At 72.9% G+C, this 14,617-nt stretch carries 9 protein-coding genes and 5 pseudogenes; 10 read left to right on the forward strand and 4 right to left on the reverse strand.

The window, feature by feature from the left end:
• Window position 1 precedes the first annotated feature (1 nt).
• Window positions 2-603, forward strand: a pseudogene (locus UG55_RS38600) (ATP-binding cassette domain-containing protein); the annotation flags it as partial.
• Here UG55_RS38600 and UG55_RS38605 read toward each other — a convergent pair.
• Both UG55_RS38605 and UG55_RS38610 read right to left on the reverse strand, forming a co-directional pair.
• Window positions 546-1,137 (reverse strand): TauD/TfdA family dioxygenase (locus tag UG55_RS38605; protein WP_242424716.1); only part of this gene is annotated, 592 nt, incomplete at its 5' end. The pseudogene UG55_RS38600 and the gene UG55_RS38605 overlap by 58 nt on opposite strands.
• 1 nt (window position 1,138) lies before the next feature.
• Window positions 1,139-1,487, reverse strand: a pseudogene (locus UG55_RS38610) (TauD/TfdA dioxygenase family protein); the annotation flags it as partial.
• 435 nt (window positions 1,488-1,922) lie between these two features.
• Here UG55_RS38610 and UG55_RS29185 point away from each other — a divergent pair.
• The 4 genes and pseudogenes from UG55_RS29185 (at window position 1,923) to UG55_RS27550 (ending at window position 4,250) form a co-directional block, all read left to right on the forward strand.
• Window positions 1,923-2,099 carry a hypothetical protein gene (locus tag UG55_RS29185; protein ID WP_157901532.1) on the forward strand — a complete coding sequence of 59 codons (177 nt, stop codon included), beginning with the start codon at window positions 1,923-1,925 and terminating at the stop codon, window positions 2,097-2,099.
• Between the two features lie 116 nt (window positions 2,100-2,215).
• Window positions 2,216-3,584: AMP-binding protein (locus tag UG55_RS18360; protein WP_206779392.1), on the forward strand; the 1,369-nt coding region annotated here is incomplete at its 3' end.
• A gap of 1 nt (window position 3,585) precedes the next feature.
• A pseudogene (locus tag UG55_RS38615) lies at window positions 3,586-3,955 on the forward strand (long-chain fatty acid--CoA ligase); the annotation flags it as partial.
• Between the two features lie 148 nt (window positions 3,956-4,103).
• Complete coding sequence (locus tag UG55_RS27550; RefSeq protein ID WP_083986959.1) at window positions 4,104-4,250, forward strand: DUF1059 domain-containing protein; 147 nt, start codon at window positions 4,104-4,106, stop codon at window positions 4,248-4,250.
• Between the two features lie 39 nt (window positions 4,251-4,289).
• Here UG55_RS27550 and UG55_RS18365 read toward each other — a convergent pair.
• Window positions 4,290-4,451: pseudogene (locus tag UG55_RS18365) on the reverse strand (DUF1731 domain-containing protein); the annotation flags it as partial.
• Window positions 4,452-4,944: 493 nt separating this feature from the next.
• Between UG55_RS18365 and UG55_RS18370 the strand changes: the two are divergent.
• The 5 genes and pseudogenes from UG55_RS18370 (at window position 4,945) to UG55_RS18385 (ending at window position 12,937) form a co-directional block, all read left to right on the forward strand.
• On the forward strand, window positions 4,945-6,210 hold the full coding sequence (locus UG55_RS18370; protein ID WP_066070627.1) for a hypothetical protein: 1,266 nt from the start codon (window positions 4,945-4,947) through the stop codon (window positions 6,208-6,210).
• 148 nt (window positions 6,211-6,358) lie between these two features.
• Window positions 6,359-6,931: a DUF4232 domain-containing protein gene (locus UG55_RS18375; RefSeq protein ID WP_242424717.1), complete on the forward strand. Its 573-nt coding sequence runs from the start codon at window positions 6,359-6,361 to the stop codon at window positions 6,929-6,931.
• A gap of 177 nt (window positions 6,932-7,108) precedes the next feature.
• On the forward strand, window positions 7,109-11,569 hold a 4,461-nt coding region (locus UG55_RS18380), incomplete at its 3' end, for an AAA family ATPase (RefSeq protein ID WP_242424718.1).
• 1 nt (window position 11,570) lies between these two features.
• Window positions 11,571-12,145: pseudogene (locus tag UG55_RS38620) on the forward strand (GGDEF domain-containing protein); the annotation flags it as partial.
• A 156-nt stretch (window positions 12,146-12,301) separates the two neighbouring features.
• The gene (locus UG55_RS18385) at window positions 12,302-12,937 is read left to right on the forward strand and encodes a bifunctional 2-polyprenyl-6-hydroxyphenol methylase/3-demethylubiquinol 3-O-methyltransferase UbiG (protein ID WP_066070630.1); all 636 of its coding nucleotides are present in this window, start codon (window positions 12,302-12,304) and stop codon (window positions 12,935-12,937) included.
• Between the two features lie 71 nt (window positions 12,938-13,008).
• Here UG55_RS18385 and UG55_RS18390 read toward each other — a convergent pair whose 3' ends face one another.
• Complete coding sequence (locus tag UG55_RS18390) at window positions 13,009-14,160, reverse strand: ABC transporter ATP-binding protein (protein WP_066070633.1); 1,152 nt, start codon at window positions 14,158-14,160, stop codon at window positions 13,009-13,011.
• Window positions 14,161-14,617: the final 457 nt, after the last annotated feature.

The following is a 14,617-nucleotide window of genomic DNA, read 5'->3' on the forward strand; positions in this document are numbered from 1 at the left end:
NGGAACGGCGTCGATCTGACCATCCGGGGCCCGGAGCGCATCGCGCTGACCGGGCCGAACGGGGTCGGCAAGTCGACGCTGCTGCGCCTGGTCAGCGGGGACGTCCAGCCTTCCTCCGGGCGGATCGGGCGGGCCGGCGGCCGGGTGGCGTACCTGTCCCAACGGCTTGACCTCCTCGACCCGGAGCGCTCCGTCGCGGAGAACCTGGCCGTGTTCGCGCCGGGGACGCCACCGGCCCAGCGGCGCAACCTGCTGGCCCGGTTCCTGTTCCGCGGTGACGCCGCCGACCGCCCGGTCGGGTCGTGTTCCGGCGGGGAACTGCTGCGGGCGACCCTGGCCTGCGTCCTGCAGGCCGAGCCCGCCCCGCACCTGTTGCTGCTGGACGAGCCGACGAACAACCTCGACCTGGTCAGCGTCCGGCAGCTCGAAGCCGCGCTGAACGCCTACGAGGGCGCGTTCGTCGTGGTCAGCCACGACGAACGGTTCCTCGACGGGATCCGGGTGACCCGCTGGCTGCGGATCGACGGCGGCGCGCTCTCTGAGGGTCAGGCCGGGACCGACACGGGCACCGGTGCCGGTGCCGCGCCCGCGACGGGGGTGTAGTGCTCGGCGAGGCCGCCCGCGATGGAGTGGCTGCGCCGGCCGTCGGGCCCGGTGGGGACGTCGCCCGCGACGGTGACCCGGTGCAGCAGCCGGGGCAGGTCCCCGTAGTCGTCCACGGCGTAGTGCTGCGTGATCCGGTTGTCGAAGAAGGCCAGGTCGCCGGGCGCCCAGGTCCAGCGGACGGTGTTCTCCGGCCGGGTGACGTAGGACTGCAACAGCCGCAGGATGTCCCGGGACTCCGCGGTCGACAGGCCGACGACGCGCTGCGCGAAGCCGCCGATGAACAGCGCGCGCTCCCCTGACTCCGGGTGGACCCGCACGACGGGATGGGCCGTCCGGTAGGTCGTGGAGACGAAGACCGACCGGTACTGTGCCGCTTTGTCCGCCAGTGCCGCCGGCGCCACGTAGTCGTAGTCGTTGGTGTGCTCCGCCCAGAGCCCGTCCGCCAGCTTCCGCAGGTGCTCCGGCAGGTCCAGGTAGGCCGTAGCGGTGTTGGCGATGAGGGTGTCGCCGCCGTACGGGGTCACGGTGATGNCACGCAGCGTGCTCACCGACGGCGGGCTCACCACGAAGGTCACGTCGGTGTGCCAGTTGTTGGCCCGGCTGTAGGTCGAGTCGACCCGCAGCACGTTGGGGCTGCCGTCCAGGGAGGGGACGGTGGGATGCGCGGTGGTCAGCTCACCGAAACGGGCGGCGAACCGCTGCTGCCCCTCGTCGTCGAGATCCTGGTCGCGGAAGAACAGCGCCTTGTGCTCCAGCAGCGCCCGCCTGACGGCGGCGACGGTCTCGCCGTCGAGGTCGTCCCGCAGGTCGACGCCGGACACGACGGCGCCGATCCGCCCGGCCACCTTGCGCACACTCAGATTCGTCCTGACCACGGTCACGATCGGCTCCTCGGGTTCGACGTCGGTTCGTCGGTTCGTCGGTTCGCGGCACGGCAGACGGACGGCGCGTCTTTCCATGGGATCGGCGGGGTGATCCGGCCGGCGACACAAGAGTCACGCCCGGCCGGGAGCCGGTCAACATTTTATGAGTGGATGAAAATAATTCCGAGGCGGGGCGGCGGAACTATGCCACGACCCACGACATACGACCTACGACCTACGCGCGGCAGCCAGGGGCGGCCGCCGCCAATCACCCGGACCGCTTGACAGCAATCTTCCTCACCAAGATAGTAGACAAGCTATCCGAATGGGCGCTCATATTCGACGCCGACCGGTCGAGTTCTTCCCGCCGGAACCATCTACACCGCCGCTCGCGGACACTGAGCCGTCGGCGGACCGAAGACGGGCGACTTCGTCCCCGACAACGAGTACGCGTTGCCCCAGAGGTCGCCGACGGCCGGCCGCCGGGGCGCACGCCGCATCCGGGTCTCGGCCGCCGCGGTCGCGGGCCTGCGCTGGGAGCGGCGAATCCTCGTCGACGGCACCGGGACCGGGCGGCTCGCCAGCGCGCACCAGCGGATCGTGCGGGAGGCCGCGGCGGCGTTCGAGTAGTCCTCCGGCCGGTCCGCGTCTCCCTCCGCGTTTCCCTCCGTGTTTCCCTCCGTGTCTCCATCTGCGTGCCTTTGCGCACCGGATCGACCCGTAGGAGACTCAAGCCCACCGGCGCGATGACGGGGAGCGTGGCTTTGACGGCAGTGGCGACGGCACCGACCGACCTCGGGGTCGGGCCGACCGTTCCCGATCTGCTGCGGCGGGCCGCGGCGGAGTTCGGCGCCGCCGACTACCTGGTCTCGCCGACCGGGCGGCTGACCTACGCCGAGGCCGAGGCTCGCTCGGCGCTGGTGGCACGCTGGTTGCTGTACGAGGGCGTCGGCAAGGGCACCCGCGTGGGGCTGTTCCTGCCCAGTGGCGTCGAGTGGGCCGTCTGGTGGCTCGCCGTGAGCCGGGTCGGCGCGGTCGCCGTGCCGCTGAGCACCCTCTACGCCCCCGGCGAGATCGCGAAGGTCGTCCGGCTGGCTGACGTGCAGGTGCTGGTGGCCCCGGTGACGGTGCTGCACATCGACGTCGCGGAGCGGTTCGAGGCGGCGTTCACCGAGCTGGCCGCGTTCCCAGCGCGGGCCACGGGGCGCGCCGCCGCACCGCTCGACCAGCCCGCACCGCTCGACCAGCCCGCACCGCTCGACCAGCCCGCACCGCTCGACCAGCCCGCACCGCTCGACCAGCCCGAGCCGCTCGACCAGCCCGAGCCGCTGGAGCTCGCGGCCGCCCCGTACCTGCGCCGGATCGTGCTGACGGGGCCCAGCGACCGCGGATGGGCCACCCGGTGGGATCCGCGGCACGCGCCGAGGGTGCGCGCCGAGCTGCTGACGGCGGTGGAGGCCGAGATCACCCCGGCCGACCTCGCAATCATGGTGCATACCTCCGGCTCGACCGCGGATCCGAAGGGCGTCCTGCACACCCACGGCACCCTGGTACGCCAGACGTCCACCTGGCCGGCCGCGATCCGCGGCCTCACCGGTGTCGCCGACCGCCCACGCATCCTGTGCGCCATGCCGTTCTTCTGGATCGGCGGCATCCTCGCCGCGACCGGCGCGCTGCACGCCCCGGTCGCGGTGCTCGTCCTGGAGCGGCTGGAGGCCGGCGCGGCCCTGGATCTGGCCGAACGAGAGCGGGCCAACGGGGTTGTCGGCTGGCCCGCGTTCACCCAGCAGCTGCGGCTGCACCCGTCCTTCCCGGAGCGGGATCTGAGCGCCGCGCCGGCACTGCGCGACGGGCCGGTGGACCTCGCGATGGCCGGGGTGCCCGACGGCCATCCCATCCACCGCAGTCTCACCGAGTCCGGTGGCAGCTTCGCGTTCACCGACACCGCGATCGTCGACGCTGAGGGGAAGGCCGTCCCGGACGGGGAGGTCGGCGAGCTGCTGATCCGCGGCGTCGGTTCCATGGCCGGCTACAACAAGCGTGAGCGCTGGGAGGTCTTCGACGCCGACGGCTGGTATCACACCAGCGACCGGGTGTACCGCCGGCCGGGCGACCNGCGGCTGTTCTACGTCGGGCGGGACAGCGAACTGATCAAAGTTGCCGGCTCGAACGTCTCGCCGCGCGAGGTCGAGGCCGTCATCGAGGAGTTTCCCGAGGTGGCGCACTGTGTCGTCACCGGCGTCGGGCATCCGGACCGGGGCGAGGAGGTCTGCGCCGTCATCGTCCCGGCCGGCGTCGGCTCCGGCCTCGACCTGGCCGCGCTGACCTCTCGTGCCCGCGCCCAGCTTTCCGCCTACAAGGTCCCGACCCGCTGGATCGTCGCCGGGTATGACGAGGTCCCCTCCCTGCCGAGCGGCAAACCCGACCGCCGGGGCCTGCGTGTCCTGGTGGAGCGGGAACAACTGAAGTGGAACGTGAGCGGCTGAGTCGTCCGCCGACCGGCCCGGGGAATTCCCGCCCCGCGCGGGCGGGGGCCGGGTGTACCCAACGGGTGCGCCGCGGATGCGTGGCGACGAAGATGAGTCCGGACCAGGCGGCGGCGTTCTAGGGCGACCGCCGAGGAGAGGAGGAGCGGTGAAGAAGCGTCTGAGCTGCCCGTGCGGCGAGTTCATCGAGGGTGAGAACGAGGACGACCTGGTGGAGAAGGCCCAGGCCCACCTGGCCGAGAAGCACCCGGGGCACGAGTACTCCCGGGAGCAGATCCTTTTCCTCGCCTTCTGAGTGCCGGCTCAGTGACCTGAGCTCCGCGCACCCGGCCGGTTATGCGACACCGAGCCCCTGACCCGCGCGATGACGGGCTGTCAGATCCCCCGCCGCGTCCGGCCACGCGGGGAAATCGAACGTGAAGCCCGCGTCGAGCAGCCGTCCGGGCACGACCCGGCGGCTCTTGAGCAGGAGCTCGGTGTCGCTGCGCAGGCAGCGTCGACCTCGCGCGCCCACTCCCCCACGGTGCGCCCGTCCCACCGGACCGTGCGGGCGCCCGGTGTCGGCACCGCCGCCCGCCGGCTGACGACGACAACCTGGTGCCCCGCCCGGACGAGAGCGTCGGTCAGCATGGCGCACAGCTGCCCGGTGCCACCCGGAATGACAACTTTCATCGCGACTTCGTCTCCTCATGTCCGACCAGGAGATATCTCGTTGGAATCTCCGCGGTCGGCACTCGACAGCTCCGACTCGACATTTCTTCAGGTCGCAAAGGCATCGTAGCTCCGACATACCGGGCAAGGCGCAGCCAACCCGGAGCATCCACGCCACCCGGCGGCCCGCAGGGTGGCAGGCGAGGCCGTGACGTCGGCTTTTAGCGCCAACCACGGCATCGGTGTAGAAATACGCCGTCCGGTCGGGATGGTCCCGTCACGCGGCCACCGGGGGTGCCCGGCGGCCGCCGGGCACGAAAAGAAGCTGGAATCGGGGAATGCCGGACTCGTCCGCTCTTGACGTCCTGGTCGGGCTCGCGCTGATCTTCGCGGCATTCAGTCTCGCCGTCTCCCGTATCAACGAGGCGGTGCTCGCCCTGTTCCACTACCGGGGCCTTCGCCTTGAGGCCGAGCTCCGGCGCCTGCTCGGCTGGACTCCGACTTCCGCCGGGAACCCGCCGGCGGGGCGGCCGGACGTCACCGCCGAACTACTGGACGGCCCGCTCCGGGTCATGCGGGCCACCGGCCGGGACGCCCTGCCCGCGATGCTCGCCGACCATCCACCCGTCCGCGGGCGGTTCGCCTCGATGCGTCGGGCCCGCCGGCTGCGGCTGCCGTCCTACCTGCCGTCGACGGCCTTCGCGCGGGCGCTGCTCGACCGGGTGGACCCGCCGGCACGGGTCATGCTGCACCGGCTCCGCCCGGACGCGCTGCCCGACCATGTCCCGGCGGACGCCCTCGCGGCGTATCGGCACGCCTACGACGCCGCCCGCCGCGCCCTCGACGAGCAGAGCGCCCAGGCGCTGTACCGGGCGATGCCCACGGACCACCCCACCGGACGGGTGGTCGCCGCGGCCCTCGTCACGGCCACCAGTTCGGGACCGGTCCCCTCGCTGGAACAGAGCCTCGGCGCCCTGCCACCCTCGCCGGCCAGGACGGCACTGACCGCCGCCATAGTCCAGGCGGGCGGGGACAGGGAGCGGCTCGTCGCCGAGCTGGCCCGCTGGTACGACGACGCGATGGACCGCCTGTCCGGCTGGTACAAGCGGCGGATCACCGTCTTCCTGCTCTGTTACGCGGTCGGGCTGTCGGCGTTGTTCAATCTGGACGCCGTCGCCATCACCCGGGCACTGTGGCAGGACGGGACCGTGCGCCAGGCCGCGGTGGCCGCCGCGGTGGCCCAGGTCACCGCGGCCGACGGGACCCTCGGGAGCGCCCCGGAACCGGAACCGGGAGGCGGCCGGCCCGGCGGCAACAGCTCGGTCGGCGGCGACAGCTCGGTCGGCGACACGACGGAACGCGCGATCGAGGCGGTGCGGGACGCGTCCGGGCTGTCCATCCCGGTCGGCTGGGTCCAGGCCACCGACCGGCGGGACGATCCGCGGGAGGTGCCCACCTCGGTCAGCGGCTGGCTACTGAAGATCGCCGGGATCGCGGTCGCCTGCTTCGCGCTGACCGCGGGTGCGCCTTTCTGGTTCGATCTGCTGGGCCGGTTGGTGAACATGCGCGCCACCGGGCCGCGGCCCCGCCCCACCAACGGCTGAGCGCCGGGAACGCGAAGCACGGTCCCGACGCCTCGACGACCAGGCTCGATGGGAGTCAACCGTGCGTCTGCGATCAGGTTCGTCACCCCTCCGGCCACGGTCCGGTGGTCGGTCCGGCCGGCGGGGACGACCGATCCGTCTCCTCGCCGTGCTCGTCGCGTTCATGGCCCTGCCGGCCTGCACCGACGGCTCCGCGGCACCGGCGACGGACTCCGCCGCCTCGGCGGGTCCGGTCACCCAGTCCGCCGGGTCGACCACCGGGCAGCCCGCCGCCGGCACACGACGGTGCGCGACTGCGGACCTCGCCGCCTCGCTGCCCGCGGCCACCTCGGGTGGAAACGGAACCCGCGCCGAGCAACAGAAGGTTCACGTGCGCTTCCGGAACGAGTCGTCGTCCGACTGCACCGTGTACGGATTCCCGGGCGCGCAGCTGCGGACGTCCACCGGGGAGACCTGGGATCTCGTCCGGTCCCCGCTGGTCGAGGCCACCAGGATCGTGCTGGCCCCCGGCGCGGGCGCGCACGCGACACTGACCTACCTGCCCGCGCCGAGCGGCCCGGACAGCGGTGGCAGCGAGATCCTCGCCCCGGTCACCCTCGTGCTGACCCCGCCCGACGAGCGGACCAGCCTGCAGGTCCCGTGGACGCGCGGGGCGTTGCTGCGCCAGGACGGCGCCACCCACCCGGGCACCTACATCTCGGTGCTCGAGCCCGGCGACTGACGCCGCCGGTGCCCCACGCACCGGCTTGGGGCGATTCTTCGGACGTATGCGGCAGCCTCTCCCATAGCGTTGGGTGCCCCGGTGCCGAGGGCGCGTTCGGGGGCAGACTCTCGTGGTGGGCAGAGACGGGTCGGTGAGGAGAGCCGCGGCGAACGCCCGCCGGCGGCGGCCGGTCGCATGAGGCCGGGCCGCGATCCGCCGCCGGAGTTCACGCCGGAGGCGCCGGCCGCCCCGGAAGCGCCGGAAGCGCCGGCCGCTCCGGAAGCGTCGCCCCCTCCGGAGGAGTTCAACCACTCCACGGTGCTCGCCGAGAGCCAGCGCACCCGGGTCACCCGGGTGTGGCTCGCCACCGGCCCGGTCATCCGCAAGCAGACTCTGGGCCGGGGTGCGAAGCGGCGTCTGCAACACGAGCTTGAGATCCTCGAACGACTGACCGGCGTCGACGGGGTGGCGCAGCTCGTGACGGCGACCGCCGCCTTCCCGGACTCGCTGTTGCTGGCGGACATCGGCGGCAGCGCGCTGTCCCTGTGGGGCACGCCGCTGGGCCCCGACCGGCTGGTCCTGATCGCCGAGACGCTGGCCCGGGCAGTCGCCGGCATGCACGAGCGCGGTGTGGTGCACCGCGACATCAGCCCGGCCAACATCGTGGCCACCCCGGACGGAGGGCGGCTGCATCTGATCGATTTCGCGCTCGCCACGACGCTGCCGATGGTCCGGGGCGAGTTCACCCACCACGCGGCGATCGTCGGCACGGTGCCCTACCTGGCCCCGGAGCAGACCGGGCGGACCAGCCGGCCGGTCGACCAGCGCGCCGACCTGTACGCCGTCGGCGCGACCCTGTACGAGCTCGCGACGGGAACGGCGCCGTTCGGCGCGGACGACCCGCTTCGGATCATCCATGACCATCTCGCGCGGGTGCCGGTTCCGGTGTCGGAGCTGAACCCTGCGGTGCCCCGCGGGCTGGCCGCCGTCATCGCGCACCTGCTGGAGAAGGAGCCCGACGACCGTTACCAGAGCGCCGAGGGTCTCGCGCACGATCTGGCGCTGGTGCGCGCCGGCACGCCCCCGGCGCGCCCCGGCGTCCGGGACCGCCGCGCCCGCCCGTTCGCCTCCTCCCGGCTCGTCGGCCGCGACCGGGAGCTCGGCGAGCTGAGGGCGGCCTTCCGCGCGGTCGCCGACGGCGGCGCGCGTTCGGTGCTCGTCAGCGGTGAGCCCGGCGTCGGCAAGACCTTTCTGGTCGAGGAACTGCGCTCGATCACCGCCGGCGGGGACGGCTGGTTCGTGGCCGGCAAGTTCGACCAGTACCGCCGCGACCAGACCCACAACGGTCTGCTGCAGGCGCATCGCGCGCTCGGGCGGCTGCTGCTCGCCGAGCCCGAGGAGCGCCTGGCGGGGCTGCGGGAACTGCTGCGCCGCCGGCTCGGCCCCAGCACCGGCCTCGCCGCCGCGGCGGTGCCCGAGCTGGCGCTCCTGCTCGGCGTCCCGCCGGCCGCGGGTGATCTGATGACCGCCAGGGCCCGGGCGGCGCACGCCGGGGTCGAGTTCCTGCGCGTCGTGGCCGCCGCGAAGCGGCCGGTGGTCTGCTTCGTGGACGACATCCAGTGGGCGGCGCGGACTCCGCTGGCCATTCTCGACCAGATCTTCGGCGGTGACGCGGAGCTGACCGGCCTGCTGCTGATCGGCGCCTACCGGGACAGCGAGGTGGACCCGGCCGCTCCGCTGGCGGAGCCGCTCGACCGCTGGCTCCGCCGACCCGACGGGCCCCTGCACCTGCCGGTGGAGAACCTTCCGCCGCCGGCCCAGACGGCTCTGGTGGCGGATCTCCTGCGCATCCCGCAACCACCGGCGCACGAGCTCGCGCGCGCCCTGGCCCCAGCCGCTCGCGGCAACCCGCATGACACCGTCGAGCTGCTCAACACGCTGCGGAACGAAGATCTCCTGTGCCCGGATGACGGCGGCTGGCGCTGGGACGCCGCCGCGCTGGGCCGGCGGCTCGAGCAGATCGGTCGCGGCGATCTGCTGGCGGCCCGGGTGGCCGCGCTGCCCACCGCCGCCGCGGATCTGCTCGCCTGCATCGCATGTCTCGCCAGCCGGGTCGAGCTGGGCCTCCTCGTCGCCGCGGCGGACCTCCCGGTGGACGAGGTCCATCGGCGGCTCGCCCCGGCGATCACGGCGGGGGTGCTGGTACCGGAGACCGAGTCGGGCGGAGGGCGATCCGTCCGCTTCCGGCATGACCGGCTGCGGGAAGCGCTGCTGGGGGGTCTGAGCGAATCGGTGCGCGACGCCACGCGGCTGCGGCTGGCGCGCAACCTGGCCGCGCATCCCAGCCACATCGCCGCCGCCGCGGAGCAGTACCTGCCGGTCCTCGGCGCCGTGCACGAGGCGGCGGAACGGCGGACCGTGTGCGCGCTGCTGCGGCAGGCGAGCCGGGAGGCGAAGGTGGTGGCGAACCACGGCCAGGTGCTGAGGTTCGCGACCGCGGCGGCGACGCTCGTCGATCCGCGGGATACCGAGACACTGCTGGCGGTCCACCTCGATCGGCACGCGGCCCTCTACAACCTGGGCCGGCTGGAGGAGGCCGACGCGGCCTACGAGGAGGTTGTCCGGCGCTGCGACGACCCGGTCCGGTGTACCCCGCCCACCGTGCTGCAGCTGGGCAGCCTCACCATCCGCGGGCGCACGGCGGAGGCGACCCGCCTCGGCCTGGAGCTGGTCCGGCGCCTGGGCATACATGTCCCGGAGCCCGCGGAGCTGGCGGCGGCGACCGACCGCCGGCTGGACGACCTCCACCGCTGGCTCGAGCGGACTGACGAGGCGGATGACCTGGGTCGTCCTGATCTCACCGACGAGGTGTGCCTGAGCGCCGCCAGTCTGGTCGACCGGATCCTGCCCGCGGCCTACCTCAGCGACCAGGCGCTGCTCGCCTGGTTGACCGTCAGCACACTGGACGTCTGGGCCCGGAAGGGCCCGGCCCAGGCCCTGATCGCCCCGGCCAGCCACATCGAGACGGTGACGGTGAGCCACCGCGGCGACTACCGGACCGGGCAGCGCGTGCTGCGCCGGCTGCTCGCCGTGGGCCGGGCCCGCGACTACGAACCCGAGATCTGGCAGGCCGAGCATCTCTACGCGATCACCTGCGGGCACTGGTTCGACCCGCTGGAGGAGAACCTGACCGCCGCCCGCCGGGCCGCGGAGGAGCTTCTGAACGCCGGCGATCTCCAGAGCGCCTGCTGGGCCCACCGCTGTGTGCTGGTCAACCTGCTGGACTGCGCGCCCTCGCTTGATCTGCTGGCCGCCGAGGCCGACACGGCGACGGAACTCGCGGCGCGCACCGGCAACCAGCACGTCGAGGAGTCCGCCCGGACGTTCCGGCGTCTCGTGTCGGCGCTGTGCGGCGAGGCCGCGGGTGACGGTGCCGGCGCCGACGAGGCCGCCGAACTGTCACTGCTGGCGGACAACCCGGTCGCCGCCGTGGACTTCCACATCACCCGGGCGCTCGCCGCCGCCGTCTTCGACTGCCAGGACGAACTGGACCGGCACCTGACAGCCGTGCGGCCGCTGCTGCCCCTGGTCACGGAGAACTACGTGACCCTGCCGGCCCGGCTGCTGCGGGTGGTGGCCCTGGCGCGGCGAATCCGCTCCGGCCTCCCGGACCAGGCCGCCGGGGCACCCGAGGTGGACCGCCTGGCGGCTCTGGCGGAACTGGACGAGACGATCGACTGGCTCGCCGCCCGCACCGCCGACGCACCGGCCAACTTCCTGCACGTGCTGTGCCTGGCGCAGGCGGAGCGGGCCTGGGTCGCCAACGACTTCCAGCGGGCGTCGTACATGTTCGACGCGGCGCACCGGGAGGCGGTCGCCCGCACGCGGCCCTGGCACCTGGCTCTGATCCTGGAGGAGGAGGCCCGCTTCTACCTGGCCCACGGGATACAGATGGCCGGGCAGCTGCTCCTGATCGGGACCAGGCGGGTCTACGCGGACTGGGGCGCGACCGCGAAGGTCGGCCTCGTCGACTGGGGCAACCCGGGCCTGCGGACCCTGCCCGCCGCCGAGGAGCTGATGGTGCGGCGACCGGCGCAGCGGTCCGCCGGCCGCTCGGTCGTCACGACAGGGGTGATCGACCTGCGCGGCATCGTGGCCGCCTCCCGAGCGCTCAGCTCGGAGACCAGCGTGGAAGGCCTGCGCGCCAAGGTCGTCGGAGTGCTCTCCGAGATGACCGGGGCGACCGACGTCCACCTGCTGCTGCGGGATGAGGAGCGGGCGGCCTGGACGGTGTCGACCGGCGCCGGCCACTCCATCTCCCTGCGGGAGGCCGGCCACCGGGGCATCCTGCCGCCGTCGATCGTCTGGTACGCCGAGCGGACGAGGGAGCCCGTGGTCGTCGCCGACGCGGCGACCGACGACCGGTTCCGCCGGGATCCCTCGCTCTGCCGGCACGACCGCTGCTCGCTGCTCGCCGTCCCCATTCTGATCCACGGTCGGCTGCGCGCGATGCTGCTGCTGGAGAACCGGATGATCCACCACGCGTTCTCGACGGACCGGCTGGAGGGGATCATGCTCGTCGCCAGCCAGTTGGCGGTCTCCCTCGACAACGCTCTGATGTACACGTCGCTGGAGCGCAAGGTGACCGAGCGCACCNGGCAGCTGGCGGCCGCGAACCGGCGACTGCGGCAGCTCTCGGTGACGGATCCGCTGACGGGCCTGGCGAACCGGCGCCGACTCGACGAGATCCTCGACCTCGGCTGGCGCCGGGCGCGGCGCCACCGCACGCCGATCGCCCTCGCGATGGTCGACATCGACTACTTCAAGCTCTACAACGACTGCTTCGGGCACAGCGCCGGTGACCGCTGCCTGCAGCTGGTCGCCCACTGCCTCGCCGAGAACCTGGAAGGCCCACTGCTGGCAGCCAGGTACGGCGGCGAGGAGTTCGCCGTCGTCATGCCGGGCACCGACGCACCCACCGCCACCCGGCTGGCGGAGCGCCTGTGCGCGTCCGTCGAGGCACTCGGTGAGCCCCACCCGGCGACGCCTCGCCGCGTCGTCACCGTGAGTATCGGAGCGGCGGTGACCGTGCCCACTGCCGAGGAAGAACTGGCGGAGTTCGTCGAACGCGCCGATGCCGCCCTGTACCGCGCGAAACGGAACGGGCGGAACCAGGCCGAGGTCGTGCTGGCCCAGCTCAGCACATCCTCCGCCGGACCGGGTGGCACCTGAGGTCAGACCGGTGGGTACCGGCCCGACCAATGCCACGAAACGGCCAGGCGGCCGGGTCGGCGGGCCGCGGGCGCGTAGCCTCGACAGTCCCGACACCCAACGTAACGATCAGATCACGGATGACGTAGCCGCGCCACGCGAAGGAGGCAGCGAGGGATGAGCATCCTCGAAGGCTCAGGCGGATCCCAGCCGCCACCGCTCGGGCCGCGTCACCCCGTCGACTTCGAGCGCTTCTACGAGAGCACTCCGCCATGGGACATCGGCCGGCCACAGACCGCCTTCGTCACCCTCGCGGACGCCGGCCTCCTGCGCGGCCGGGTGCTGGACGTGGGCTGCGGCACCGGCGAGCACGCGCTGCTGGCAGCCGCCCACGGCCTCGAAGCGCTCGGTGTCGACACCTCCGCCACCGCGATCGAGCGCGCCGCCGCCAAGGCGGCCGAGCGATGCCTCACCGCCCGATTCGAGGTCAGGAACGTCCTGGACCTCGCCGGCCTGGGCCAGTCGTTCGACACGGTGCTCGACTGCGGCCTGTTCCACGTCCTGACCGACGAGGACCGGGCCGCCTTCATCCGGTCGTTGGGCGGCGTGGTCCCCGCCGGCGGCCGCTACTTCATGCTCTGCTTCAACGAGACCGTCCCGGGGGACATCGGGCCGCGGCGGGTGAGCGAGGCCGAGATCAGGGCCAGCTTCGCCGACGGCTGGCGGGTGGACGCCGTCGAACCGGCCACCCTGGAGGTCACGATCTTCACCGAGGGCATTCCCTCCTGGCTCGCCTCGATCACCAGAAGCTGACGCGGCGCCCAGGGCAAGGCGAGCGGCCGCGGGCCAGACGGGAAGCCGCGAACCAGACGGGAAGCCGCGGGTCAGGCGGGCACCAGTGGCGAGCCGGTCGAGGAGGTCCGGCGCAGGGTCGTGCCGGTGGCTGCGTCGAACAGGTGGAGCCGGTCGGCCGCGGCGTGGAGCCGGAGCCGGCCGCCACCGGTGACCGGCGTCCGCGGGTTCAGCGCCGCGGTGAAGCGGCAGGTGTCGGGCACGGTGGCGGGGCCCACCGGCAGCTCGCCGTGGGCGAGGGTCTCGGTGCCGAGCCGCTCGACCAGATCCACCTCGACATCGAGGGTCAGGGCCGGGCCGGCGGGCGGCTCGGTCTGGACGTCGTGCGGCCGGATGCCGACGGTGACCTCGGCTCCGGCCGGTGCGACCAGTCCGGTACGTACCGCTGCGGGAAGGTCGAGGGTCTGCCCACCGACCCGCAGGGCAGCGGTGTCACCCACCAGTTCCAGGTGCCCCGGGACGAGGTTCGCCGGCGGGCTGCCGATGAACGTCGCGACGAAGGTGTTCGCCGGATGGCTGAACAACTCGTCGGGGGTGCCGAGCTGTTGCAGGCGCCCGTCATGCAGCACCGCGATGCGGTCGGCCATCGTCATCGCCTCGGTCTGGTCGTGCGTGACGTAGAGCGTCGTGGTGCCCAGCGTGCGCTGGAGGCGGGCGATCTCGGCGCGGACGCGCACCCGGAGCTTGGCGTCGAGGTTCGACAGCGGCTCGTCCATCAGAAACGCGCGGGGCTGGCGGACGATCGCGCGGCCCATCGCGACGCGCTGCCGCTGGCCGCCGGAGAGTGCCTTCGGCCGCCGGTCGAGCAGCTCGGCGAGCCCGAGGATCTCGGCCGCGGCGGCCACCCGCCGGTCGCGCTCGGCCCGGTCGACCCGGGCCAGCCGCAGGCCGAACTCCATGTTGCGGCGCACGGTCATGTGCGGGTACAGGGCGTAGTTCTGGAAGACCATCGCGAGGTCACGGTCCGCCGGGGGGACCCTGGTGACGTCCCGGCCGCCGACCAGGACCTGGCCCGCGGTCGGCGCGAGCAGGCCGGCGACGATGCGCAGCGCGGTCGTCTTGCCGCTGCCGGAGGGGCCGATGAGGACCAGGAACTCGCCGTCCTCGACCCTGAGGTCGAGCGATTCCAGCGTCGGCCGGTCGGTGTAGGTCAGGGTGACGTCACGCAACTCGATCGTGGACATGGGCTCCCTCTTCCCCTGGGCGACCGCGGGTGCGGACCCGGGCCGCGGCACCCGCGGCAGGTGGGCCGCCGGTGCGGCTCACCGATGACAGCGCACGGCACAGCGGGGCACGCCCGATCGCCATACGGCACTACCTGCGGCACTCGACAACGCGGCGCGTGACCACTGCGGCGGACGGGCGGAAGAGGGAGTTTCCGACGTCCTCGTGGACGCACCGTGAGGTCAGGTTCGCACGCCCGGCGAGGCTCGTCCAGAGGTTCGTCACCGAAGACCGTCGACCGCTCCTGGTAATCAATTAACTACCGAATGAATTGTCGATGGTCGCTGGTGACAACTACTTGACACGGACGTAACCGGGCTTCACAGTTTCGAAGCCATGAGAGCGCTCACATGCGATCAGTGCGGTGGGCGTGAAGCCAGAGGGAGGGCTTCATGAGGGCACGGCGAGGCCGCCACN

The organism is Frankia sp. EI5c (genome assembly GCF_001636565.1).
In the GTDB taxonomy this organism is placed as follows: domain Bacteria; phylum Actinomycetota; class Actinomycetes; order Frankiales; family Frankiaceae; genus Parafrankia.

What these genes read in the sequence shown, in the direction of transcription:
- UG55_RS18370 (WP_066070627.1), top strand. Translation starts at nt 4,945, where the DNA reads ATGCCGGACTCGTCCGCTCTTGACGTCCTGGTCGGGCTCGCGCTGATC.
- UG55_RS18385 (WP_066070630.1), top strand. Translation starts at nt 12,302, where the DNA reads ATGAGCATCCTCGAAGGCTCAGGCGGATCCCAGCCGCCACCGCTCGGG.
- UG55_RS18390 (WP_066070633.1), bottom strand. Translation starts at nt 14,160, where the DNA reads ATGTCCACGATCGAGTTGCGTGACGTCACCCTGACCTACACCGACCGG.